Annotated in this window: 16 protein-coding genes; 9 read left to right on the forward strand and 7 right to left on the reverse strand. The window is 75.2% G+C overall.

All coding sequences use genetic code 11. The features are described from left to right. Positions 1-215: 215 nt before the first annotated feature. Entirely contained in the window at positions 216-953 is a 738-nt protein-coding gene (locus ACYVO2_RS24395) for a D-Ala-D-Ala carboxypeptidase family metallohydrolase (protein WP_461010105.1), read from the forward strand. 107 nt (positions 954-1060) lie between these two features. Here ACYVO2_RS24395 and ACYVO2_RS24400 read toward each other — a convergent pair whose 3' ends face one another. After that, entirely contained in the window at positions 1061-1210 is a 150-nt protein-coding gene (locus tag ACYVO2_RS24400) for a hypothetical protein (protein ID WP_461010106.1), read from the reverse strand. Positions 1211-1996: 786 nt separating this feature from the next. Between ACYVO2_RS24400 and ACYVO2_RS24405 the strand changes: the two genes are divergently transcribed. Beyond that, entirely contained in the window at positions 1997-2620 is a 624-nt protein-coding gene (locus ACYVO2_RS24405) for a superoxide dismutase family protein (protein ID WP_461010107.1), read from the forward strand. Positions 2621-2809: 189 nt separating this feature from the next. On the opposite strand, the gene ACYVO2_RS24410 is transcribed toward ACYVO2_RS24405, so the two are convergent. Further along, on the reverse strand, positions 2810-3472 hold the full coding sequence (locus ACYVO2_RS24410) for a lytic polysaccharide monooxygenase auxiliary activity family 9 protein (protein ID WP_461010108.1): 663 nt from the start codon (positions 3470-3472) through the stop codon (positions 2810-2812). Positions 3473-3907: 435 nt separating this feature from the next. Between ACYVO2_RS24410 and ACYVO2_RS24415 the strand changes: the two genes are divergently transcribed. Beyond that, entirely contained in the window at positions 3908-4699 is a 792-nt protein-coding gene (locus ACYVO2_RS24415) for a GH12 family glycosyl hydrolase domain-containing protein (RefSeq protein WP_461010109.1), read from the forward strand. Positions 4700-4790: 91 nt separating this feature from the next. Here ACYVO2_RS24415 and ACYVO2_RS24420 read toward each other — a convergent pair whose 3' ends face one another. Further along, positions 4791-8144, reverse strand: a complete 3354-nt coding sequence (locus tag ACYVO2_RS24420) for a S8 family serine peptidase (RefSeq protein ID WP_461010110.1) — start codon at positions 8142-8144, stop codon at positions 4791-4793. A 336-nt stretch (positions 8145-8480) separates the two neighbouring features. On the opposite strand from ACYVO2_RS24420, the gene ACYVO2_RS24425 reads away from it, so the two are divergent. Then, on the forward strand, positions 8481-10004 hold the full coding sequence (locus tag ACYVO2_RS24425) for a PQQ-dependent sugar dehydrogenase (protein WP_461010111.1): 1524 nt from the start codon (positions 8481-8483) through the stop codon (positions 10002-10004). Positions 10005-10100: 96 nt separating this feature from the next. On the opposite strand, the gene ACYVO2_RS24430 is transcribed toward ACYVO2_RS24425, so the two are convergent. Next, positions 10101-10937: a TauD/TfdA family dioxygenase gene (locus ACYVO2_RS24430; RefSeq protein ID WP_461010112.1), complete on the reverse strand. Its 837-nt coding sequence runs from the start codon at positions 10935-10937 to the stop codon at positions 10101-10103. Between the two features lie 510 nt (positions 10938-11447). Between ACYVO2_RS24430 and ACYVO2_RS24435 the strand changes: the two genes are divergently transcribed. The 5 genes from ACYVO2_RS24435 to ACYVO2_RS24455 all read left to right on the forward strand — a co-directional run bounded on the left by ACYVO2_RS24435 (position 11448) and on the right by ACYVO2_RS24455 (position 18107). Beyond that, on the forward strand, positions 11448-12920 hold the full coding sequence (locus ACYVO2_RS24435; protein ID WP_461010113.1) for a radical SAM protein: 1473 nt from the start codon (positions 11448-11450) through the stop codon (positions 12918-12920). Positions 12921-12925: 5 nt separating this feature from the next. Then, a complete protein-coding gene (locus ACYVO2_RS24440; RefSeq protein ID WP_461010114.1) occupies positions 12926-14374 on the forward strand; it encodes a hypothetical protein in 1449 nt (482 codons plus the stop codon). Positions 14375-14395: 21 nt separating this feature from the next. Then, entirely contained in the window at positions 14396-15382 is a 987-nt protein-coding gene (locus ACYVO2_RS24445; RefSeq protein ID WP_461010115.1) for a TauD/TfdA family dioxygenase, read from the forward strand. Between the two features lie 1012 nt (positions 15383-16394). Beyond that, entirely contained in the window at positions 16395-17342 is a 948-nt protein-coding gene (locus ACYVO2_RS24450) for a hypothetical protein (protein ID WP_461010116.1), read from the forward strand. Positions 17343-17564: 222 nt separating this feature from the next. Continuing rightward, positions 17565-18107 carry an EF-hand domain-containing protein gene (locus tag ACYVO2_RS24455; protein ID WP_461010117.1) on the forward strand — a complete coding sequence of 181 codons (543 nt, stop codon included), beginning with the start codon at positions 17565-17567 and terminating at the stop codon, positions 18105-18107. A 73-nt stretch (positions 18108-18180) separates the two neighbouring features. Here the strand turns inward: ACYVO2_RS24455 and ACYVO2_RS24460 are convergent, their stop codons facing one another. The 3 genes from ACYVO2_RS24460 to ACYVO2_RS24470 form a co-directional block, all read right to left on the reverse strand. Next, positions 18181-19614, reverse strand: coding sequence for an FG-GAP-like repeat-containing protein (locus tag ACYVO2_RS24460; RefSeq protein ID WP_461010118.1), 1434 nt, complete (start codon positions 19612-19614; stop codon positions 18181-18183). A gap of 323 nt (positions 19615-19937) precedes the next feature. Further along, positions 19938-21725, reverse strand: coding sequence for a glycosyl hydrolase (locus ACYVO2_RS24465; protein WP_461010119.1), 1788 nt, complete (start codon positions 21723-21725; stop codon positions 19938-19940). Between the two features lie 188 nt (positions 21726-21913). Continuing rightward, entirely contained in the window at positions 21914-22351 is a 438-nt protein-coding gene (locus ACYVO2_RS24470) for a DoxX family protein (protein WP_461010120.1), read from the reverse strand. Positions 22352-22757: the final 406 nt, after the last annotated feature.

Raw genomic sequence — 22757 nt, forward strand, 5'->3', positions numbered from 1 at the left:
ATGCGGCGAACCACGCGGTTTCTCCCGGTTGAGCGCTCCCCCGCTGCTGGGAGCGCTCCCAAATCCGCCTCCGGAACCGCCCGGCGCGACCACCTCCCAACGCCACCCCGCCCCGCTCCCCCACCGCCTCCGGCCGCCGCGTACCGCATGGTTGACGCGCGTCACATATCCCGTGACCCTCGGGTACCACACGTCCCTTCCGGCATGGAGGTCACATGCTCAGACGCACCGCCCGACTGCTCGTGACACTTGTCATGATCGCGACTGGCGTATTCGCCGGGACCGTCGTGACGGCGGGAACCGCGTACGCGGACGGCTGCTACACATGGAGCCGCACCCTGTCGCAGGGCTCCTCCGGGGCCGACGTCACCCAGCTCCAGATACGGCTCGGCGGGTACCCGGGCTACGGTTCCGTGCTCGCCGTCGACGGGGAGTTCGGGCCGGCCACCGCGGCCGCCCTCAAGCGCTTCCAGTCGGCGTACGGCCTCGCCGCCGACGGTGTCGCCGGTCCCGCCACCTACAACAAGCTCTACGCCCTCCAGGACGACGACTGCACGCCGATCCACTTCTCCTACAGCGAGCTGAACGACTGCAACAGCACCTGGTCGGGCGGTGCGGTCAGCGCCTCGACCGCCAAGGCCAACGCCCTGCGCACCATGTGGAAGCTGGAGGCCCTGCGACACGCCCTGGGCGACCAGCCGATCACGGTCACCAGCGGCTTCCGCTCGTACGCCTGCAACGAGGCGGTCGGCGGCGCGGGCGACAGCCGCCACCTGTACGGGGACGCCGCTGACCTCGGGGCGGGCCCGCACTCCCTGTGCACGCTGGCCAAGCAGGCCCGCTACCACGGCTTCCGCGGGATCCTCGGCCCCGGCTACTCCGGCCACAACGACCACACCCACCTCGACCACCGCTCCAGCCAGTTCTGGTCGGCGCCCACCTGCGGCGTCTGACCCCGCGGGGGCGGCCGCGGCGGCCGCCCCCGGGACACGGCCGTCCGCCGCGCCTCCCTCCCGGAGGCGTGGCGGACGGCCGTCGCGGTCACACCGCGCGGACCGGGTCAGCGCACCACGACGACACATGTGACGCGGCTGCCGTCGGGGTTGGTGCGCGGCCGGCAGTCGTCACCGTTCATCCGGTCGCAGGCGGCGAAGGCCACGGCCACCAGCCCGCCGAGGAGGATGCAGAAAAGGTATCCCCTGACGTCCACGTCTCAGCCCCGCTTTCCGGCACGCCGGTTGAGTCGGCGGCAGGTTACGGTCGCGCGGCCGGGACCGGTCCCCACGCCGAGGGCGCGGCCGGGGCGCGGCGGGGGTGCTTCGCGCGGGAGGCGGGAAGGCGGAACGAGTCCTCGCCGAACGCTGACACGGCCACCGAGATCCACGGTCGCGCCCATGCCGGGGGTCAACCATGCGTCCGGTCCGCGGCCGAGCCGCTGATGCCCGCGGAGCCTTCTCTGGCGCCGGAGGAGCCGAAGGAGCCGGAGGAACCGGGAACGAGAGGAACCGGGAACCGGAGGCGCCGGAGAGCCGGAGCAGTCGGAGAACCGAAGGAATCGGAGCCGGAGGAACCGGGAAGCGGAGGAACCGGAGCCCTGAGGAACCGGAGAGACCGGAGCCCGAGCAACCCAAGGTGCCGGAGGAACCGGGTCCCAGAAGGCGCGAGGAACCGGAGCCGGCCGGAGGAACCGAGGATGAACGCGAACAGCAGACGCCGCCCCTCCGCGGCTGGGGGCCGGTTTCCCGTGGTGCCGTCGGCAGGGTCCGGACGTCGGCGCGTCTCCGCCCGCTCCGCGCGGGTGAACGGGACGTGAGGGTTCGTGGGATTTCCCCGAGGCCCGACGGCGGAAGGCCAGGAGCGGCCGCGCCCCCGCTGTAGGGTGCGGCGGACCGTGTGCGAAGCCCGGCCGTCCGGGCCGCGCCGCCCCGCACCGCTCAGGCGCCTCGGCGACGGCTGCCGGCAGTTGTCTCTCCCTCACACCCATCTGGAGTTCGCCATGCCCGATCAGAAGTTCACCACCAAGCGCAAGGGTCTCCTGGCCGCCGTGGCCGGTGCCGGCGCGCTCGCCATCGGCGCCGGAGCGGTGGCGACCGCGGGGGCCGCCGAGTCGCACGGCGTCAAGCCGCCGGTGCGGAAGGTCGTCGTCAGGGCGGCGTTCTCCCCGGCGTCCGCGGCGCCCGCCGCCGAGGCGGTGACCTACAACACCGAGCTGGTGCCGGTGGGCGCCAAGGCGCGGGTCGAGGAGAAGACGCGGCGCGACGGGGGAACGCGCGTCGAGCTGCGGGTGAGGGGCCTGGTGCCCGACCGGGTCTACGGCGCCCACGTCCACACCAAGCCGTGCGGCGCGCTGCCCGCGGACGCCGGCCCGCACTACCAGGACACGCCGGACCCGGTGCAGCCCTCGGTCGACCCCGACTACGCCAACCCGCGCAACGAGGTGTGGCTGGACCTGACCACCACCCGGTTCGGCTCGGGCCGCTCCGCGGCCGTCGTGGACTGGCGGTTCCGCGAGGGCGGGGCCCGCTCCGTCGTGCTGCACCAGATGGCCACCTCGACGCACGAGGGCCACGCCGGAACCGCCGGCGCCCGCCTCGCCTGCGTCAACGTGCCGTTCAAGTAGCCCTCCCGGCAGGCCGGGACCGACCGGTGGTCCGCCGGGGCGCGAGTGCGCCCCGCGGGGTGACGCGAGGCGTCCGCCCCCGGCGGACGGCCTGGTCGTGCGGCGTGCCCGGGAGGCGGGCGGCGGCCTGGTGACCCGGCGGGCGCCGGGCCGGGGTCGCGGTGCCTCCCGGGCGGGGTGCGCCGGCGGTCAGCCGGTGAAGTTCACGTCGCTACAGAAGTAGTAGGACTGGTCGAGGTGGCTGGCCTGCCAGACGGTGTAGACGATGTGGTGGCCGGTGCGTCCGGGGGCGTTGACCTGGACAGGGGTGGTGCTGCCGGTGGGCATGCGGCCGGTCGTGGCGACCAGGTCCAGGTCGCTCCAGCGCAGGGCCTGGGTGGTGGGGTCGAAGCCCTGCTTGGTGACGTAGACGCGGATGTAGTCGGCGCCGTGCGAGGACTGGTCGTACAGGTTCAGCCGGAAGTTGTTGGGCCGGTCCACGGTCTTCCAGGGGCCGGGGGTGTCGAAGGCGCGGTAGCGGCCGTTCTGGGTGAGGCCGGCGCTGCACAACTGCCCGTCGGGGACGGCGGCCTGGTGGTTGCCGCCGACGCCGTCGCGGAGCAGGCCGTTCCAGTTCCACATGGCGGCGGGCTCGGTCTGCCAGGCCTGCCAGCACATCGGGTCCTGGGGAGCCCAGGAGGAGTCCCAGAACTTGGAGGCCCACTTCTCGTGGCAGGAGTAGTGGCGGGCGGGCGGGTCGTTGACCGCTCCGTGGGCGGAGGCGCTTCCGGTGCCGAAACTGGTGAGCAGGGCCAGGCAGGCGGCCGACATGGTGAGGGCCCGGCGCAGGGCGCGGGTGGTCGGGGAGGTCATCCTCGTCTCCTGATTCGTTCGGTTCGCGGTGTTGGCCGGATGAGTCCTTCCGGGGCGGCGGAGGAACCAGAGCTGGGAGCGCTCCCACCGAGGGATGCTCCTGCTCCCTTGGTCATCGGTCAACCCTCCGTGCACCAAACGGCAGTTCGGAGCGGGCCCCAGGCGTCACGAGCGAGACGCGCCCGCCGGCTCCCGGGGCCGGCCCCCGGGCCCTCGAACTCGCGGGGCGATCCCGCGCCGGGCGCCGCCCCCGTCGGCCCGCTGCGGTTTCATGAGCGCTTCTGTCGGATATAGGCCCTCCAGAGGGTGGTTTCTTGTTGAACTTGTTGACGTGACGCCCCTTCTTTCCTAGCGTGCCCATGCCAACACCGACGGCATTCGGTCATTCGACCCTGCTCGCGCCCGAGCAGCCGGCACGCCGGAAGGACACACGACATGGTGAGAAGACGTGGACTGCTGCGATGGTTGGCGGCCGTCCCCCTGGTGCTGGTCGGCCTCCTCCTCGGGCCCACCGGGACCGCCCACGCCGCGAGCACCTGCACGCCGGCCGCGACCATCACGCAGGGCAAGTACTACGTCAACAACAACCTCTGGGGCCGGGACGCCGGCAACGGCTGGCAGTGCTCCTGGGACAGCTACCAGTCGGGCAACACCGTCGGCTGGGGCACCAACTGGGACTGGACGAGCAAGTCGCCCGCCCAGGACAACTCCGTGAAGTCCTACGCCTCCTCCGTGCTCGGCTGGCACTGGGGCTGGAAGACGACGGGCACCCAGCTCCCCACCCAGCTCTCCGCCCGCAAGGCCGTGCGGACCGACTGGTCGTTCAACGTGCGGCACAACAGGCCGGGCACCATGAACGTCGCCTACGACCTGTGGCTGCACGACAAGGCCAACCCGGACTGGCCGGACAACCCCACCGACGAGGTCATGGTCTGGCTGTACCGCACGGGCGGCGCCGGGCCGGTGGGCTCCAAGGTCGCCACCCTCAACATCGGCGGGGCCACCTGGGACCTCTACCAGGGCGACATCGGCTGGAAGGTGCACTCGTTCATCCGGACCAGCAACACCACCTCCGCCTCCCTGGACCTGTCCCAGTTCACCCGGGCCCTGGAGAACCGCGGCTCGCTGAGCAGCAACAAGTACCTGTCGAGCGTGCAGGCGGGCACGGAGGTCTTCCACGGCGCGGGCCAGCTCGACACCACCGCGTACTCGGTGACGGTCGGCTGACCGGCGCGCGGGAGAGCGGAAGCAGCACGCCCAGGGCGGGCGCCCGGCCGGGAATCCGCGGCCGGGCGCCCGTCGTTCGCCGGGGCGGGCGTCACCTCACCCGGTAGGCGTTGACGATCGTCTGGTCGAGGGTGTTGCCCGCCTGGTCGGTCAGCCCGGCGCGGAAGGACACCGAGCCGCCCGCCGCCGGGTTCCGCACGACCACGTGCGTGCCGTTGACCAGCGGCCTGCGCTGCCACGTGGCGCCGCCGTCGGTGGACACCGCCACCGTGAGCGAGGCCACCCGTCCGGCCGCGGGGCCCTGCACGGTCACCGGGACGGTCAGGAAGGCGCCCGCCGGGGCCGTGCTGTCCGCGGCCAGCCTCGGCGTGAAGCGGACCACGGACAGGGGCATGGCCCGCGGCCCCTCGGTGCGCGCGGAGCGGAAGGTCCACGCGGCGTCCACCCGGGTGCTGACGGCGGTGAAGCCGCCGCGGGTCTGGGTGGTGGTCAGCCGGTAGTCGGCGGCCTCGGCCGGGAGCCGGAACTCCTGCTGGCTGAGCGGCCCGTCCTCCGCCGCCAGGAGCTCGCCGTCGCGGTACAGCTCCGTCCTGGCCGTGTCGTACGCCCACGCGCCCGGGTGGCCCGCGCCGTCGGCGAACAGGGCGGGGGAGCCGTGGAGGAGGTCGCCGTCCCGGAAGACGGTGTCCTGCTCCCCGACGGCGGGCCCGAACACCCCGGTGTTGAACGTGAGCGGGTACCGCCTGCCCGCCGTGTACGCGGTGGCGGGGGCCAGGTAGTACGCCTCCATCTCCCGGCTGCCGTCCGCCAGGTACCCGAGCTGGTCGGCCAGGACGTTCCACCGGGCGTCGCCCGTGACGTGCACCCGCCGCACGGCGGGCAGGGCGGCCTCCCGGGTGGGCAGCAGCTTCGGGCTGAAGTGGATCTGCGGCCCGAGCTGGAGGCGGCCCTCGCGGTCCGGCACGGACGCGCCCGCGGTCACGTCCAGCACGGCGAAGTCGCGGGTGGTGGTGCGGCGGGTGACGCCGGTGAACATCCGGCCCTCGGCACCGGCCGCGACGGCGTACGTGCCGCCGGTCGACGGGTTCTCCCACAGGCTGTTGAGCTGGGTGCGCAGCGCGGGGTCGGCCGGGCCCAGGTGGGCGGTGCGCACCGTGCCGAGGTCCGCGGCGAACAGGCTCCTGCCCAGGGCGATGCCGTCGCCGAGGTCCATCCGGTACTCGACGGAGCCCACGCTCGGGCGCGCGCCCGCGTCCGGCACGGTCACCTCGATGGGCCTGGTGGTCCGCGCGTCGGCGGCCACGGTGGTGGCACCGTCCACCGTCAGGGCGGGCCGGACGATCCAGTCGGTGCCCGCCGGCCCCTCCTCTTCCCCTCCGGCGGTGTGGATCCTGGTGTCCACGACGTAGCGGCCCCTGGGCACGCGCAGGGTGGCCGTGGGGCTGCCGGAGTCGCCCTGGAGCCAGTGGGTGCTCCTGCGGTCCAGGTCGAAGACGGTGGTGGAGTACTGCCAGTCGCCCACGCCCTCGGGGCCGGTGTGCTCGACCCTCAGATCGTAGGACTCGGTCTCCCGCAGGACCGCGGCGGCGGTGCGCACGGTCTGCCCGCCGCCGGTCGCGGTGACGTGGGCGGAGTAGTCGCCGTCGAGGTCGCCGCCGGGCCGGGTGTCGGCGGTGAGGCCCACGGAGGCGGTGCCGTCCGCGGGGACGGTCACGGTGCGCGCGTCAAGGGTGAACATGCCCTCGGGTCCGGGTTTCCCGTCGGGGCCGGTGACGTCCACGGACAGGTCGAGGGTGACCGGCTGGGTGCCGGTGTTGCGGTAGACGACGCGCTTGGTCTCGGTCTCGTCGTCGTGGTGCGGCCACTGCCGCAGGCCGAAGGAGAGCGAGGAGGTCTCGGACACGACGGTCTGGCCGACGGCGCGGGCGAGGTCCACGCGGCCGGTGCCCTGGGCGAACGCGGACACGCCGGCCCGGCCGGCCGCGGAGGACGTCAGCGCCTGCTTGATCCGCTGCCCGCTCCACCCCGGGTGCTGCTGGGCGAGCAGCGCGGCCGCGCCCGCAACGTGCGGGGTGGCCATGGAGGTGCCGCTGGCCATGGTGTAGTGGTCGTCCACGGGCCGGTCGAGGGCGGTGCCCGCGGCGCGGGCCGCGACGATGTCCACCCCGGGGGCGGTCACGTCGGGCTTCAGGGCGTGGTCGTCGCCGCCGGGGCCGCGGCTGGAGAACGCGGCGATCGCGTCGTGCTTGTCGACGGCGCCGACGGTCAGCGCGGCCGGGGAGGTGCCGGGCGAGCCGAGGGTGCCCGCCTCCGGGCCCCGGTTCCCGGCCGCGACCACGAACAGCGGGCCGTCCGGCTCGGCGGACAGACGCTCGAGGGCGGCCTCGATCGGGTCGGTGCCGGGGGTGTCGTCGCCGCCCAGGCTCATGTTGACGACGTCGGCCCCCTGCTCGGCGGCCCACTCCATGCCGGCGATGACCCACGAGTCGCTGCCGAAGCCGTGGCTGTCCAGGACCTTGCCGTCGAGGATCGCGGCGCCGGGCGCGACGCCCTTGTGCCTGCCGTCCGACTCGGCGCCCGACCCGGCGATGGTGGAGGCCACGTGGGTGCCGTGCCCGTTGCGGTCGGTGGCGTCGGGGTCCTCCGTGAAGTTCCGCTCGGCGCTCTGGACGCCGGCCAGGTCGGCGTGGGTCTCGTCCACGCCGGTGTCCAGCACGGCGACCTTCACGCCCGTGCCGGTGAACCCGGCCCGCCACGCCGTGGGGGCGCCGATCCGCGGCACGCTCTCGGCCAGCGCGGCGCGCCGGACGCCGTCCAGCCACACCTGCCGCACGCCGGGGGCCGTGGTGACGGCGCCCGCCTCCGCCTCGTCGGTGAGGGCGCGCCACGCCTTCGCGGTCGCGTCCCGGTCCCGGGTGTCCACGGTGAGGGCCTGGGCGTCGAGCGCGGGGAGGTCCCCGCGGTCGGTGGCGCCCGCGGCGCGCATCTCCTCGCGGGCCGCGGCCCGGTGGGTGCCGCGGTAGGAGACGATCAGCGGCAGGCCGTCGCGCAGTCGCTCGCGGTACTGCGGCCGCGCCAGCTCGGTGGCGTCGAACAGCCGCCTGTCGAGTCGTCCGCTGCCCAGCAGGGCCTCGGCGTCGGCCGGGACGACGTAGGTGTGGCCCTTCTCCTCGTGCACCGATATCGGCACGCCGTCGCGTCCCTCGCCGTGCTCGACGGCGGTCACCTCGCCCCGAGGTGTGACGGTGACCCGGTCGCCGGTGATCAGGACGATCTCGTGGAGGGGCTCGGCCGTGGCGGTCTTCGGGCCCGCGGGCGCCGCCGTGGGGCCCGCCGCGTGGGCGGCGGTTCCGGAGACGGCGCAGGCGGCGGTGAGCGCGCAGGCCAGCACCAGGGTGGCGGGGCGGTTCCTGCGCGTGCGCGGTGGTCGCGCTGTCGGACTCATCGGTCCCCTTCGTCGGGAAGCGGTGCCGGGACGGGCGTCCCGGCACGGGGACGGGCCGGCGGCCGCCCGCGGCGGGCGCGGGTGGCGGTCGGCGTCCCCACTCGCCCAACCGGTATGGGGGCGTGCCGCGTTGCCCGCTCCGGCGGCGGATGTCCCTCGGCCGCGGAGCGGCGCGCTCACGGGACGGCGGGGTCGGCGGGGGTGTCCCCGTGTGCTGACCGCGGCCTGGTGTGACGGGCGGGTAACGGTTAACGTCCCATCAGGCACATTGGTTGAACTTTGTTTCATTCAACGGGACTTCACTTCCAGGGCCCCCCACACCTGCCGGAGTTCGTCATGCCACGTCGCCGCTGGAGCGGCCTCCTCCTGTTCGCGCTCTTGCTGTCCCTGCTCACCCCGCTGTCCGCGGCCGCCGCCCCGGACGCCGGGTCCGGCGCGGCCGCCGCCGACGTCCCGCTGGAGAACATCACCGTCTCCACCACCCAGGTCGCCTCCGGGCTGCGGCGGCCGACCGCCGTCGTCGCGCCGGACGACGGCACGGACCGGCTGTTCATCACGGAGAAGTCCGGCACCGTCCGCGTCTACCACCCCACGACCGGGCTGGCCGCCACGCCCCTGATCGACATCAGGTCCTCCATCGACGAGTCGGGCAACGAGCGCGGCCTGCTCGGCATCGCCCTCCCCGACGACTTCGCCACCGACAAGGAGGTGTACCTCGCCTACACCGCGCTGCCGGACGGCGCGGTCACGCTGGGGCGCTACGACCTGGACAGCGGCACGCTCACCCCGCTGCTCGCCCAGGAGCACGCCGAGTACAGCAACCACAACGGCGGCCAGTTGGCGTTCGGTCCCGACGGCCACCTGTACTGGAGCATCGGCGACGGCGGCGGGTCGGGCGACCCGTTGGACACCGGGCAGCGGCTGGACACACTGCTGGGCAAGATCCTGCGCATCGACGTGAGTTCCGCCTGCGGCTCCCTGCCCTACTGCGTGCCGGCCGACAACCCGTTCGTCGGGAAGCCGAACGCCCGCCCGGAGATCTGGGCCTACGGGCTGCGCAACGCCTGGCGGTTCTCCTTCGACCACGGCGACGGCTCGCTGTGGATCGGCGACGTCGGCCAGGGCCGCTGGGAGGAGATCAACCGCCTCAAGCCCGGCGAGCAGGCGGGCGCCAACCTCGGCTGGTCCTGCTACGAGGGCTACGAGGTGTTCGACGAGGCGCAGTGCTCGCCCGGCGCCGACTACACCGAGCCGGTGTTCACCTACAGCCCCTACACCGGCGGCTGCGCGGTGATCGGCGGCCAGGTGTACCGCGGCTCGCGGTACGCCGACCTGCTGGGCGGCACCTACATCGCCACCGACTACTGCTCCTCCACGGTGTGGGCGCTGCGCGAGGACGGCTCGGGCGGGTACCAGCCGGCGGAGCTCGGGCAGTTCCCCACCCAGGTCACCGCGATCGGCGCCACGGCCGACGGCGAGTTCTACGTGGTCAACGACCTGCCCGGCGGCCTGCACCGGGTGTCGTTCGCCGACTCCGGGCCGACCTGCCGGATCGAGTACACCCGGAAGGCCTGGGGCACCGGGCTGACCCTGGACGTCACCGTCACCAACACCTCCACCGTCCCGGTCGACGGCTGGGCGGTGCGGTTCCCGCTGCCCGCGGGCCAGACCGTGGTGTCGGACTGGAACACCGACCTGTTCCAGGGCGGTGGCATCGTGACCGCGCGCAACGGCACGCACAACGGCACGATCGCGCCCGGCTCCAGCGTCACGTTCGGCTTCCTGGCCAACCACACGGGCGACTCGTCGCCGCCCTCGCGGTTCAGCCTGAACGGCAAGAGCTGCGCCGTGGACGGGTAGTCGGCCGGCCTCCGTCCGCCGGGGCCGCCGGGTCGGGTTCCCGATCCGGCGGCCCTTCCGCGTCCCTCCCGCCGCGGTGCCGGCCGGCGGGGCGCGCTACTCGCCGGCGGCGAGCACCTTGACCCGTTTGAGGTGGCGGGTGGCGCCGTTCGGGGAGACGTCGGTGCGGCCGTGCAGCAGGCGCCGGTTGTCCAGCAGCAGCAGGTCGCCCGCGCCCAGCAGGAACACCGAGCCCAGGTGCGGCGCGTCCAGGGCGCGCCGGAAGGCGTGGAAGGCGGCCACGTGCTCCGCGTCCAGGGCGGGACCGGCCAGCCGTACGCCGTCGGCGACCCGGACCGGGCAGTACCGCACCGCGGTGTCCCCGCCGGAGACGGTGAGGATCGGGTGGGTGACGACCGCCGGGCCGTCCTTCCCTGCGGCGCCCGGGACGGCGAAGGGGTAGCGGGGGTCCTGGAGCGCCCGCAGGTGGCCGGTCCCGGCGAGCGCGGCGGCGACGTCCGCGGCGCGTGCCAGGACGGTCTGCCCGTCGCCCGTGGGGCTGGGCCGGACGCACAGCAGCCCCAGGTGGGCGTGCGGGCGCGGCAGCAGCGGGGAGTCGGTGTGCAGCGGGTCCGGGTCCCGGTAGGGGCGGGCAGCGCTGTCCACGACGTCGTGCACCACCGTGTCCGGCTCCGGGCCGTTGTGGCTCGGATCGACCGCGCCGAGAGCGGCGGCGACGACCACCAGCGCGGTGTCGTCGAGCGGAACGTTCCCCACGACCACGGCGAGCTCCCGGCGCACCGCGGCGACCGCCCCGTCCAGCAGCCGGCCGAATTCGGGAATCCGCTCGCGGGCGAGGCCGAGAATCTCCCGCTGGGTCCGCGCGTTCCCCAGCTCCGCCGCCTGCCACGCCGAACAGAAACCGGCCAGCGCGGCCGCGGTCGCATCGGTCACAACGAGACGGGGTGGCCACGGCATGCACGCCATTGAAGCAGATGTCCCGCCCGCATTCCCCGACCGCCGCCCGGGTTTCGGCGCGGTGGTGACGCGGTTACCCGAATGGTAGCGCGCCGGCACCGGGCGGGACGGGAATCCGTCCGACCGGGGGAGGAAATTGCGGCCTGGAATATGCCGGGCCTCCCGTGATTTCCTCCGGGGCGGCGGGGACACGCGGGTGACGAGCGGCCGGCGGGCGGCGGGGCCGGGCCCGTGACCTGCTGTGACCCCTGGGACGTGAGGTGTTGACGGCGTCTCGGCCCCCGCTCCCCCGCCCCGCGGCGGTGCGCACCACGGGTTCAAGCCAGTGACACGGGGCGCTGTTGACCGTGCCAGGGGCCTGCTTTAGCTTGGGCGGGAGTGTGGTTCCCGAATGGCAATGATCACTGATCCGTATTTGTTCCGGTGGCCGTGCGCCGCCGACTCGACGCGCGCCCTGTCGCTCGGACGCAATGGATACGGAGACGCATGGCGACCAGCACGGCCCACTCCTACGATCGCGGAACGGCGCTCCGCAGCCTCGCCGATATCGACCCCGAACACCCCAGGCCGCGGATCTCGTCGCTGCTTTCCGAGGAACGCAACGACGAACTGCTCGGTTATGTGCAGGCCGAGGCGTTCACCCATGTCTTCACCGGGGACGCGAAGAGCGATCCGCGGCGGTTCTTCCACGACCTGGACCGGGAGCTGCGCCGGGCGCCGTCCTTCCACCTGTGGGCGGACATCCCGCTGTGCCGGTACCGGTGCCACTTCTGCCAGTTCCCGGTGCTCGTGACCAGCAGCAGGTCCGAGGTGGCCGACGCCACCGCGCGCCGGTGGGTGGACGCGAACATCGCGGAGGCGCGGCTGTGGGTGGAGGCGGTCCCGGCGCTGCGCACCACCCCGGTCGGCGAGTTCTGCCTGTTCGGCGGCACACCGAGCGTGCTGCCGCCCGAGGAGATCACCCGGCTGGTGGACTTCTACCGGGAGACGTTCGCCTTCGACGGGCGGACGTCGCTGCGCGCGGAGGGCAGCCCGGACTCCCTCACCGGCGAGGTGCTGCGGACGCTGCGCGCGGCGGGCTTCACCTCCCTCACCTACGGCATCCAGTCCCTGGACGACCGGCTGCTCGCGGTGGCGAACCGGCGGCACACCGGGGAGCAGGCGCTCGAAGTCCGGGCGGCGGCCGGGCGGATGGGGTTCACCAGGGTCGACGGGGACCTGGTGTGGGGGCTGCCCGGCCAGACGGTCGCCGGTTTCCTCGACGACGTGGACCGCATGGTGGAGGCCGGGTTCGACACCGTCGTCGCGATCAAGCTGCATCTGCGGTCCTTCCACGACGTGGACTCGGCGATCGGGCACGTGTCCGCGGCCCCGTGGGAGGACCCGCGGGTGCGCGAGCAGTTGGCGGCGCGCGGCTACCGCTGGCCGTCGCTGGGCCGGCAGTTCCAGATGCGGGAGGGCGCGGTGGCCCGGCTGACCGCCGCCTCGTACTACGAGCACCCCACGACGTACTTCCCGCGGCGGGAGGTGGGCCCCGAGCTGTGGCGGTCGCTGAACCTGGATCAGGACAAGCAGGTGCCGCAGGTGGGCATCGGGCTGGGCGCGTACACCTGGTGCGGGCACGCGGAGGCGAACGCGGTGGCCGCTCCGGCGGAGTACCTGGACCGGGTGGGCAGGGGCGAGATCCCGCTGGAGAACGTGACGTCGGTGAGCCCGGACCACCGCGAGGTGCGTGCGGTGCAGATGGCGCTGTCCACCTGCCGGCCGCTGCTCGAGGAGGTGCACCGCTCCCGCTTCCCCGGCGGTTCGCTGCTGTCGGGCAGGTGGGGGGCGGTGTTCGGTTCGCTCGCCGACCGCGGTCTGGTGCGGGTCGACAGGAGAGCAGGCAGCGTCGTCCTCACCGAGGCCGGCGCCACACTGGTGGAGGCCATCATCAACACCCAGATCGCGGGCGGGTGACGCCGATGCGCGTGGGACTGGTCTGCGGGGACGGGGTGCCCGCCAGCGGACTGCTGACGATCTTCCGCAACGTGGTGGGGCTCGGTGTCGAGATGGATCTGCTCGACGTGCCGGTCCCCGCGGAGCTGGGCTACTCGTGGCGGCCCGACAAGCCCGCCTTCTTCCCGCACGGGCCCGCCGAGCGGGAGCCGTCCGCCCTGCTGGGGACGGCCCGCGCGGCCCCGCCCGACCTGGGGGACCCCGGGGCGGCGGCGGCCGAGTGGACGGCGATCCGGACCTCGGTCGCGGCCGCGGCCGAGCTGGACCCGGCCGGCCGCGAGCAACTGCACCGGCGCATCGACCGCCTCGCCGCCCGGTACCGCGAGTACTTCCTGACGTGGCTGCGGGAGACCCGGGTGGACTGGACGGTCGCGGTCAACATGACGCTGTCGGACGCGGTGCCCGTCACCAAGGCCCTGCACGCCGCGGCGCGCGACCGCCACCGCGAGACCAGGTCCGGCGGCGTGCTGTTCTGGGACCACGACCTGTTCGCCAGTTGCGCGGTGCACGACGAGGGCGTGCGCATGTACCCGGACCGCCCCAACGAGTTCACCCCGCTGCCGGAGGTCGGTCCCGGCGTGCGCTGGGCGGTGGTCTCCGACGCGCTCGCGCACGAGACTGCGGCCTACCCGGTGCGGGGGCTGCCCCGGGTGGTGCCGAACATCCTGCCCCGCGTGCCCACCGAGCCCCTGGAGCCGCGGCACGAGCGGTTCCTCGCCGACCAGGACCTGGACCCCCGGCGGCCCGTCCTGCTCAACCCGGTGCGGGTGTTCCGGGTCAAGGGCGTGGAGCTCTCCCTGGAACTGCTCGCCGCGGCCGGGGCGGCCAGCGCCGACCGCGGTCTGCCCGCCCCGTACCTGCTGGTGTTCGGCAGCCTGGCGGAGGACCCGGGGTACAGCGAGGAGGTGCTGCGGACCGCGCGGCGCCTGGACGTGCTGCCCGACGTGCGGTTCCTGGACGGCGTCCCGCTGTGCAGCGTCCGGGATCCCGCCGGCTCGTGGCAACTGGACGAGATCGACCTGCTGCGGATCGCGGCGGCGACCGGCGGCGGGGTCGTCTTCACCCCCAACACCGGGGACGTCGAGACGGTCGGGCTCGGCCCCGCCCTGGCCGCCGTCGCCGGGCTGCCGTGCGCGAGCACCTCGTACGCCGCCTTCACACCGGTGTACGGCGAGGAGTTCTCCTTCGTCCCGGTGGACCCCGGCGCCGACGGCATGGCCCGGTCCGGCGCCGAGCTGGTGGCGGCCATGCGGGCCAACCGCTCCGAGGCGCCCGGCATGGCCGCCGTGCTGCGGCGCAACCGGCAGATCGTCGACCGCAGGTTCCCCGTGGAACCGTGGGCGAGGCTGCTGACCGAACTCGCGGCGAACACCGCGGACACCACCGTGCCGCCCCGCCGGGGCCGGGGCGGCTGACGACGGCAGGAGGGCACACGCATGCGTCGGTCCGCCCAGGCGCCCGACATCCGGGAGATCCGGCTCACCGCACGGGAGGTGCGGCCCGCGGACGAGGTGATCCGCGTGCTGGCGGCGCGGCACGGGGCGGCGGACGGCCCCGAGGCGCTGGCCGCGCTCGCCGGATCCCGGGACGCGCTGCCCGCGCGGCTGGTGGACGCGCTGTCCGGCGTCAGGTCCCGGCGGGGGTGCCCGGTCACGGTGGTGCGCCGGCCCCGCCCCGCCGAGGACGTCGGCCCCACACCGCCGCACTGGCGGGTGCGGGGGCGCGGCGCCACGGTGGTGCACGACCTGTGGCTGGCGCTGGTGGCGGTGCAGGTCGGCGAGCCGGTGTGCTGGCAGACCCTCCAGGACGGCAGGCTCTTCAACGACGTCCTGCCGATCGAGGGCCAGGAGCAGGCGCAGACCGGCCACAGCAGCCTGGCCGACCTCGACGTCCACGTGGAGGACGCCTTCGACGACGACCGGTGCGACGTGCTCGCGCTGCTGTGCCTGCGCAACCCGCGGCGCACCGCCACCACCGTCGCCACCGGCAGCCGGCTGCGGCTCGGCGAGGAGGACCGCGAGGTGCTCTCCCAGCCGCGGTTCGCCATCCGGGCCGACCCCGAGCACGTGCGGGCGAGCGCGTCCGGCGACCTGCCGCCGGTGTGGCGTCCCGTGCTCTTCGGCGGCTCGCGGCCGTACCTGCGGGTCGATCCGGCGTACACCGCCACCGCGCCCGGGGACGACGCGGCCGTGCGGGCCTTCTCCCGGCTGTGCCGCCATCTGGAGCGCGGGCTGCTGCCGGTCCGGCTGGAGCCGGGCGACCTGCTGCTGATCGACAACTACCGGGCGGTGCACGGCCGGGAGCCGTTCGAGGCCCGCTACGACGGCACGGACCGGTGGCTGCGCAAGCTCACCCTCACCTTCGACCTCCAGCGCTCCGGCGGGCGCAGACGGGCCGGCGGCCGGGCCCTCTCGCTGTCCTGACGGCCGCCGTGCGAGCGAGCGCGGGGCCGGTCTCCGCGCGGTTCCGGTTCGTCACCCGCGGGCGGCTCAGCGGCGAGCCGGTGGTGCCGGCCGTGCGGTCCCTGCTGTGCTGCCACCCCGGCGCCGCCGTGGTCGTGGTGGACGCCAACGACGAGCCGGAACCGGCCCGGGAGCGCTTCGGGCCGGGCGGGAACGTGACGGTGGTGCCGCTGCGCCCGGGCGCCGACCCGGTGGCGCGCGCAGTCGGCCGGGGCACCGCCGGCCACCTGTTCCACTGGCGCCACTCCCCCGAGCTGCGGGGCAGCCTGCCGCCGTGGCCCGGCTACGACGTCCACGCCGACGCCGACCTGCTGTTCCTGCGCCCCCATGGACCTGGGGGCGCTGCACCGGCCGCTGGGGTGGGGGCGGATCGCGGCGGTGGTCGACGAGTCGACCATGGACCACTACGCGGCGCTCGGCGAGGCGGCGTGGACCGAAGTGGCCGGCACACTGGGCGCCCCGGGGGCCGGCGGCCCGCTGCCGCAAGCCGGTCTGATCTTCAGCGATCCGGCCGACGACGGCGGGTTCCACGACCTCCTGTGGCGGGCGGCGGGCCAAGAGGTTCCTCCTCGCCCGGGCCGGCACGCTGTTCCCGCCGGACGCCCCGGCCGGGCAGGCCCCGTGGGGCACGATGACCAGGCCGGCGCGGCCGGGCCGGCCCGCGCTCGTCCGCGGCCTGTGGCGGCAGGCGTGGCTCCCGGCCGCCGCCCCGCCCCGGCGGCGCCGTCCAGGCACGTCTCCAGGGGCAGCGCGGGGTCGGCGAGCCGGGCGAGCACGGCGGTCCCGAGAAGCCGCGCGTACCCGTCCGCAGCGGAGCCGGCGACGTCGAGCAGGACGGCGGCGCCGGGGGTGACGCCCCACCGCCGGCGGCCATGGTGGCGAACTCGGCCCGCATCACCGCTCTCGCGCCGCACCCTCGGCGCACCGCCCGCACACCGTCCGCGTACCGTACGACCGACGATAGGGGCCCACCGTGACCGATGAACTGATCACCTCCGAAGAGCCGACCCTTTCCGGCCTCTCCGCGCTGCTGGAGCGCACCGCCGGCAGCCCGCCCCGGGCCGAGCTGTGGCGCTGGGCCCACCTGTCCACGGTCCTCGGGGTGGAGCTGGCGGACCGGCGCCGTGTGGTGGTCAAGGTGCGTCCGTTCGCCGAGCGGCTGATCGGGTGCTGCCGCACCCACCGGCTGATGTGGTCGGCGGGTCTGCCGTGCGCCGAACCCCTGGGCGAGCCGTTCCGGGCGGACGGCCGGATCATGACGGTCGAGACGCTGGTGGACGACGGCGACTCGCTCGACGTGGCGCCCCGCGACTCCGCCCGGTCGGCCGCCGCGCTGGCCCGCTTCGTCTCGACCGCCCCGGCGGTGGACGCGGCGGGACCGCTCGACCCGCCCCCGCCGTGGGTGTGGTGGGACCACGACCAGGGCAGGCTGTGGCCGATCCCCGACGACCGGGACGAGGACCTCAACGAGCACCCGGGGCCGGACTGGCTGGACGAGGCGGCGGCCCGGATCCGGCGGCGGCTGTCCGGGCAGGACCTCGGCGACGCGGTCGTCGGCCACTGCGACTGGGAGGCGCAGAACGTCGTCTGGAAGGGCGGCGACCTGCACGCGGTGCACGACTGGGACAGCGTCGTGGCGCTGCCGGAGATCGTCATCGCCGGGGCCGCCGCCACGGTGCACGCGGTGCTGGGCGGCCGTCCGGGCGAGGCGTCGATCCCGCACACCGAGCGGTTCCTGCACGCCTACCAGGAGGCCAGGGGGCTGCCCTGGACCGCGGCCGACCGGGAGGCCGCCTGGGCGGCCGGGCTGTGGGTGCGCTGCTTCAACGCCAAGAAGGCGACGCTGCACCCCGGAGGCGGCCCCGCCGTCGCCCGGCTGGCCGGCGAGATCGAGGAGCGGCTGCGCCGCGCGGGCGCCTGACGGGCCCTCGGGGGCGCCGCCGCCGGGTGCGGGTCGCAGGGCCGTCCGGGGGACGGCCGTGACCGGGGCGGCCCCGGGCGGGTTGAGGGTGTGTGGCGGCGGTCCCGCCGCCGACGTTCCCGGGGCCGGGCGCCTGCGCGCCGGCCGGGGGACGGCCCGTCCCGTGTGCGGCGGGGCGAGGTAGTGGGGCGGCGCGCCCCCCGGCTCGACGGAAGGAACGTCATGGACGCGACCACCGCCAAGAGGCACATCTTCGCCATGCTCGACGTGGACGGGGACGGCGTGATCTCCCGGCAGGAGTACCTCACCCGCCCGGCGCGCGCGGCGGCGGCCCTGGGGCGCGCCCAGGACGACCCGCTCGTCCGCGCCGCGCACACGGCCCACGAACGGGTGTACGCGTCGATGGACGCCGACGGCGACGGCCGGGTCACCTTCGAGGAGTACGCGGCCTGGGCGGGCGCCGAGGCCTTCGACGAAGTCTGCCGGCAGGCGCTGGGGTCGCTGTTCGACCTCGCCGCCACCGGCGGCGACGGCACGCTGGACCGGGCGGGGTTCGTCCGGCTGCGGGAGGCGCTGGGCAACCGCGCCGACAACGCCGGGGCGGCGTTCCACGCCCTGGACACCGACGGCGACGGGCGGATCGACCGCGAGGAGTACCTGGCCTCGATCCGCGGCTATGTCACGGAGGGCACCTCCCCCATGGCCGAGACCCTGCACGAGGGCGCCGACCGCACCGGCGCGGCCGGCGCCCTGCCCGCGCGGTAGCGGCCGCCGGGGGCCCCGGCGGGCTCCCGGCGGCGGGTGGCGCGGGGCCCTCACGGGCGCCGCGCCCCGCGGATCACTCGGCGATCGTGGCCCCGAAGCGCGCCCCGTCGTACGGCGCGCCGACCGAGCCGCCGCCGAACGTCCACGACCCGGAGGCGGTCAGGCCCGACGCAGTGCCGGGGAGCACCCACACCACGCCGTCCGAGCCGTTCTCACCGGGGGCCGCGGCGACCAGACCGGCCGTGCCGTCGCGGCCGGCGTCGATGATCCTGACCTGGCCGCCGAAGCGGTCGGACGCCTCGACGGCGCCGGGGACGTCCGCGGAGTCCTGGTGGAGCATCTGGGCGCCCGTCGCGGTGGGGCCGTCGGCGGAGCCGCGCAGCAGCCACACCGCGCCCGCGTCCCGCACCGTGCCGACGTCCTCGCCGTCGCCGCCGACGGCCACGTCCGCGTGCCCGTCCCCGTCCACGTCCCCGATCGACAGGTCAGAGCCCCACCGGTCGCCGTTCTCGCCGGTGTCCGGCACGCCCGGGGTGTCCTGCGTGAACTCCACGTGCTCGCCGCCGAAGCCGTACTGGCTGCCGGGCCAGAACCTGGCGTTGCCCTGCCCCTGCTCCGGGTGGCCGGTGACCAGGTCGTCGTAGCCATCGCCGTTGACGTCGCCCACGGCGCCCACGGTCCCGCCCCGGAACTCGGCGCCGAAGATCGGGCCCTGGTCGGTGCCCTGGATGTAGAAGCCGAACGGCTCGACGCCCTCGGGGGTGGTGAGCGTGCCGAGCTGCACCAGGTCGTCGATGTGGTCGCGGTTGAAGTCGCCGGAGACCAGGCCGGTCTCGGTGACGGAGTCGGCGGCGGACGCGGCCCGGCCCTGCGCCCGGGCGGGCGGGGTCTGCACGGAGGGCTGCCGGTCGGCGGTGAACGAGACGAACGACGGCGCGCCGTCGCCCTGCACCGCGGCCATGTTGCGCTCTCCGCCCCAGTAGTCGCCGACCGCGAGGCCGAGGCCGTACCTGTCCCCCTCCACCGGCGGGTTCGCGTTGAGCCCGGTGCTCGTGCCGGTGAGGCCCTTGGCCGAGCCCCACAGGACGACGGCCCCGCCCGCGTCCCGGACGGTGCCCTGGTCCTCGCCGGGCGCGCCCACGACGAGGTCGGGGAACCCGTCGCCGTCCAGGTCGCCGGACGCGGCGGCCTGCCCGAAGGCGTCCCCCGCCTCCGGGGCGCCGGGCACACCGGCCGTGGCCTGGCTGATCACGGTGCGGTGGGCGGTGCTCAGCCCCGCCTCGCCGCCGTAGAGCACGACGACGTACCCGGCTCCGGCCCGGCCGTCCACGGTGGCGGACGGTGCCGCGGTGACCAGGTCGGGATAGCCGTCGCCGTTGAAGTCGTCGTGGGTGGCGGGCGGCGGCAGGGGGTCCGCCGCGGCCTGCGGGGCGACGGCGGAGGTGAGGGCTGCGGCGCCGAGGACGGCGGCGGTGGCCGTCAAGGCGGTCCAGCGTGTGGTGCGCACGAGTGGAACTCCTCGCTGTCCCGGTCGGGACATCGGGCGGGGTACGCGGGGGTCACGGCCGCGGGCCCGTTCCGCCGCCGTCGTCGTGTTCGACCGGCGGATGAGACGAGGGAAACCGGTTCATGGTTGTATGCGGGGGTTTGCCGGGGGTTCGTTTCCCGCACCACCCTCTTCGACCCGCGCACCCGGCCCAGGGTTGCCCGCCCCGCGGGGCGGGTGCGCGAGCGACCCGGTCCGGCCCCGGGAGGGCGGACACGGGAGCGGCGCCCCGGCCGTCGCCGCGGGACGGCCCCGGCGGGGCCTCAGCCCCACCGGGGCGGGTGTCAGCGGGCCTGGCAGCTCAGCGACGGTGTGACCGCTCGCGGTTCGGCGGCGTCCCACCTGAGGTAGAAGGACGTGGTCCGGCCGGGCTCCAGGGCGGCGTTCCAGCCGAGGTTCTCCGCGGACCAGCCGGTGGGCGTCACGGCGAGCCGGGCGTTCCAGTGGTCCGCCACGGGCGCGCCGGTGGCGCGGTTGGCGCCGACCCGCCAACCGGACAGGGCCCGGTCGCCGCCGTTGGTGACGGTGACGCGGACCAGGTGGCCGTCGTCCCAGCGGCCGATGACCTCCCAGTCGGCCCGGCAGCCCCCGTGGCGGGTGAAGTCGCCCAGCTCGTCGAGGGTGATGACGTCCCGGTGGTGGTAGACGTGCCGCAGGTGCTCCCGCGAATTGGTGACGCCGTCCTCGACGAAGCCGCCGCTCCAGGTGGTGAAGTAGCTCCAGTGGGCCTGGTGGGCGCGTGTGAGGTCCGGGTCGGGGATGGGCCCGTTCTCGCTGAGCGCCACCACCTTGGTGTCGTCCACCAGCTCCACCAGCCGCTCGTACGCCCCGCTCTGCGCGCTGTGGTCGCCCGCGGGCGGGTAGGTGTCGGCGCTGACGATGTCCACCACGTCGTCACCCGGGTACCAGGCGGGGTCGAGGGAGTTCCACACCCACAGCAGGTTGTGCAGGCCGTGGTGGCCGACCATGCGCTCGTGCATCAGCCGGTACAGCTTCTTCGCCGGTTCGGGGCCCTTGGCACCCCACCAGAACCAGCCGCCCTCCGCCTCGTGCAGGGGCCGCCAGATCACGGGGACGTCGGCGTCCCTGAGCCGGGCGAGCTGGGCGGCGATGGCGTCGATGTCGCGGATCAGCAGCCGGTACTCCGCGGACCGCGGGTCGGCGAGGGCGGCGGCCACGTCGAAGGTCGTGGCGTCGGTGTAGAAGCCGCGCCACCACTCCTTGCCGGGCTGGTCGATCAGGCCCGCGGGGGCGTTCCAGTGCCAGGCGAACGCGGTGACGCCGCCGCGCTGGTGCCACGCCAGGGCGTTCTCCACCTCCCTGGACGAGGTGCCGCGCTCCACCCGGCTCGGGGAGTAGTCCATCATGTCCAGGCCCGCGATGGCGGGGGTGCGGCCGATGTTGTCCTCGACCCAGGCGAGGGAGCCCATGTCCTGCTGGCCGCTGAGGGTGTGCCGGCCGTAGTTGTCGGTGAGGTAGCGCAGCAGCGACCGCGCCTGCGGGGTGGCGTGCGGGTCCACCGGCACGCCGGTGGCCTGGTGCGGGCCGCGCGGCGGTGTGGGGGCGAGGCTGATGGCGTCGATCTGGTACCAGCCCCAGAAGCTGCGCAGGGTGACGGTGTTGTCCCCCGGCTTCAGCAGCACCCTTCCCGCCTCCGCGGTGGTGAAGGTGTGCGACTCGGGCAGCGGCACGTCGCCGGCGCCCTTGCCGTTGAGCAGCAGGGAGCTCACCTTGGAGCCGTAGGGCGCCCGGTAGTGCACCGTCAGGTCGTACAGGCCGCCGGGGCCGCCGGGGACGGTGATGGTCACCTGGTCGTCGGAGGCGTCGAAGCCCTCGACGTAGCCGGTGCCCGAGAAGCCCTCCGCCGAGGAGCCGACGGTGACGCCGTGCAGTTGGCCGTCCTCCGCCTCGTGGACGGTGCGGTCGGCGGCGGGAGCGGGCTCGGCGGCGTGCGCGGTGCCGGGGAGCACGACGGCCAGCAGGCACCCGGCGAGGGCGGTGGCCAGCCGCCGGACGCGGCGGCCCGATCCGGGACGGGCGGCCCGCGGGGCGGGTTCGGGCGGTGGGAGCATCGGAAGCGGCCTCCTGACGGCGGGTCACGGGTGGGAGCGCTCCCATTCATGGGGACGCTCGCGTGCGCGTCAATACGGCGGACGCCCTTCCCCCCGGGGGCGGCCGACGGCCGCGGGACCCGCCGCGGACCGCGCCCGCCCGGGTGCGGGACGGGCGCGGTCCGGCTCGGCGGGCGGGCGGGCGGGTGTCAGGCGGCGTGCAGATCCTCGTCGTCGTCGTGCAGACGCACCACGTTGTGCGGACGCGCGGCGTCGTCCTGGGCGGACGCGGCGACGGAGCGGGCCCACAGCACCAGCGGCACCTGCATCGGCAGGCGCGCGAAGGCCGCCGCCTTCTGCGCGGCGGGGCGGCCGCGCCAGTCGAGCGCCATCTGCACGTTCGCCGGGAAGACGCCGACGAAGAACGCCCCCGCGGCCCGTGCCGCGGCCCGGCGGGTGCGCGGCGCCAGCAGGCCCGCCGCCAGGGCCAGCTCCGCCGCGCCGCTGGCGTAGGTCCAGGCCCGGGGAGACCCGGGGAGCGCCCGGGGGACCATCACGTCGAACTGCTTGGGGACGGCGAAGTGGGCGGCGCCCACCGAGGCGAGCATTCCGGCGAGCAGCAGGGGCGAGGAGACGGAGCGGGCCATCGGGGCCTCCGGGGCGGGACGGGCGGTGACGGGGTGTCACTCGCGGGTCGGCAGGGGGGTGGGACGGGCTGCGGCCGGGCGCGGTCCTGCGGGGGCGCGCCTGGTCGCGGGCCCTGGAAGGGCCGGGCAGGGAGTTTCCACGGAGGCGGTTGAGGCCCGCTTTACCGCCGCGCCGGGGGTTCGCGCACCCGCGGCCGAAGGAGGCGGCCGGGCACCCGCCCGCCGGGAGGGCGCGACGCGCGGCCCCCGGGGCCCGCCGTCGGGTCCCCGCCCGGCCCGCGCCCTCGCCGCGCCGGGTGAAAGTCCGAGTGCGCCCGGCGGGAGGAACTCCGCCCGGCACACCGAGAGCACGCGCCGGACGCGGCGGGGCCGCCCTTCGGGCGGCGACGGGGACGTGACGACAGCC

The organism is Streptomyces capparidis (assembly GCF_054782095.1).